The 1,808-nt window shown below is 61.4% G+C and carries 1 protein-coding gene and 1 pseudogene; both read right to left on the bottom strand.

The genetic code is table 11. The features are described 5' to 3' along the window. Positions 1 to 389 (bottom strand): annotated as a pseudogene (locus tag JQ627_RS38875) (flagellin); the annotation flags it as partial. Positions 390 to 750: 361 nt separating this feature from the next. Then, positions 751 to 1,808, bottom strand: a 1,058-nt coding sequence (locus JQ627_RS38870; protein ID WP_212489596.1) for a DUF1522 domain-containing protein, incomplete at its 5' end; no start/stop codon positions are given.

Here is a 1,808-nt window from a genome sequence, read left to right as displayed (position 1 = left end):
GCATAGGTCGTCGTGCCGCGCAGGTCGGACGCGGTCGCGCCGGCGATCGTGGTCGAGACGTTGGACTTCGAGGAGTAACCGACCGTGGTCTGCAGCGCCTGGTTGGCGATCGACTTCGCGGAGTCGATCAGCTTCTGCAGCGAGGTAATGCCGGTGTTGGCGGCCTGCAGCACCTGCACGCCGTTGGCGATGCCATCGAGCAGGTTGTTGATGTCGCTGGCGCGGTTGTCGAGCGACTGTGCCGTGAAGAAGTTGGTCGGATTGTCCAGAGCCGAGTTGACGCTCTTGCCGGTCGACAGACGGCTCTGGGTGGTGGCGAGAAGGTCAGCGGTGGACTGGAGGGAGAGCAGGTTCTGACGAACCGATGAAGAGAGAACGATACCGGACATTGAGTGTTACCCTTCTGGTACGCAACGCAACAAAACTTCGATTAGGATTAATCGATGTGCGGGACGGTGAACGTTGAGGGCTAACAAAGCATGAAGCGCGTCGCGCCAGTCCTTGCCGGGATTCACCATACCAGCGAACGAGGCCGGATCGAGCTTACGCGTATCGTCATGATAGGATGATGCTTTTCCGGGCAGCGATGAGGCATTTGCTACTTGTCAACCATAACTCAGAGTGAGCAATTGGCTGCATTCAAATGCATGGGCTTCGTCTCAGCGCGACGCCATCAAACGCCGGCCGCAAAAAGAAAGCGGCGGGGCCGAAGCCCCGCCGCTCTATTCGTCTTGCGATGTCTGCCGCGATTTAGCGGAGCAATTGCAGCACGCTCTGCTGCGACTGGTTGGCCAGCGAGAGCGCGGAGACCGCGATCGACTGGCGGGTCGACAGCGCCTGGCTGTTGGCCGCTTCGGTGTTGGTGTCGGCCAGCGTCAGGTTGGACGAACCGGTCTGGAGCACATTGATCAGGCTCTTGTTGAAGTCCTGACGCACCTGCACCACCGAGAGGTTCGAACCGAGGCTCGACGCTTCCGAACGCAGCGTGCTCGACGCGGCGTTGAGGTTCGACAACACCTTGTTGGTGGCGGAGTTGTCGATGAAGTCGACACCGCTGGTCAACGCAGCGAGGCCCAGACCCTTGGAGTTGTAGGTCACACCGGTGATGCTGAGGTTCGACTTGCCGGTCTCGTCGAACACCAGCTTGAGTTGGTCGCCGTTCAAGAGGTTCACACCGTTGAACGAGGAGTCCTGCGAGGTCGTGTCGATCTGGTTCAGAATGTTGTTGTACTGGTTGACCAGGTTCGCACGGGTCGTCTGTGCGACGGTGTCAGCGACCGGGCTGGAAGCGGTCGAGAAGGTCAGTGCGCTCGTCAGCGTGCCGCCGATCGCACCGCCCGCTGCCGCCGAACCAAGCGTCGAGGACGCGTAGTCGTTGGTCGAGGAGATGGTCAGCAGACCATTGGCGTCGATCGTCGCAGACAGGTTGTTGGCCTGGAGCTTCGTGTTCAGCTGATCGAGCGTCTTGACCGTGCCGTTGGTGCCGTCGCCGAAGGTGACGTCAACCGCCGTACCACCGTTGAAGGAGGTGAAGGTCAAGCTCTTGCCGTTGATGCCACCCGTGCCGGCGCTGCGTGCCGCGGTGAAAGCCGAGGCCGTGCCGGTGTTGCCGGCGAGACCGAACACTGACAGTGCGTTGCCGGTGCCGGTGATCGCGAGATCGGCATTGACGCCGGTCGAGATCTTGAGCTGGCCGCTCGAGTTGATCGACGAGGCAACCTGACCGGTGGCCGTCGTCACCGTCGCGGTGCCGCTGGCATTCGACGCCGTCTGCACGCCGGTGGCAAGGTCGATCGCCTTCAGGAGGT

Origin of the sequence: Bradyrhizobium liaoningense (genome assembly GCF_018130785.1) — a bacterium.
In the GTDB taxonomy this organism is placed as follows: Bacteria; Pseudomonadota; Alphaproteobacteria; order Rhizobiales; family Xanthobacteraceae; genus Bradyrhizobium; species Bradyrhizobium liaoningense_A.
This window is presented reverse-complemented; position numbering and strand designations above follow the sequence as displayed.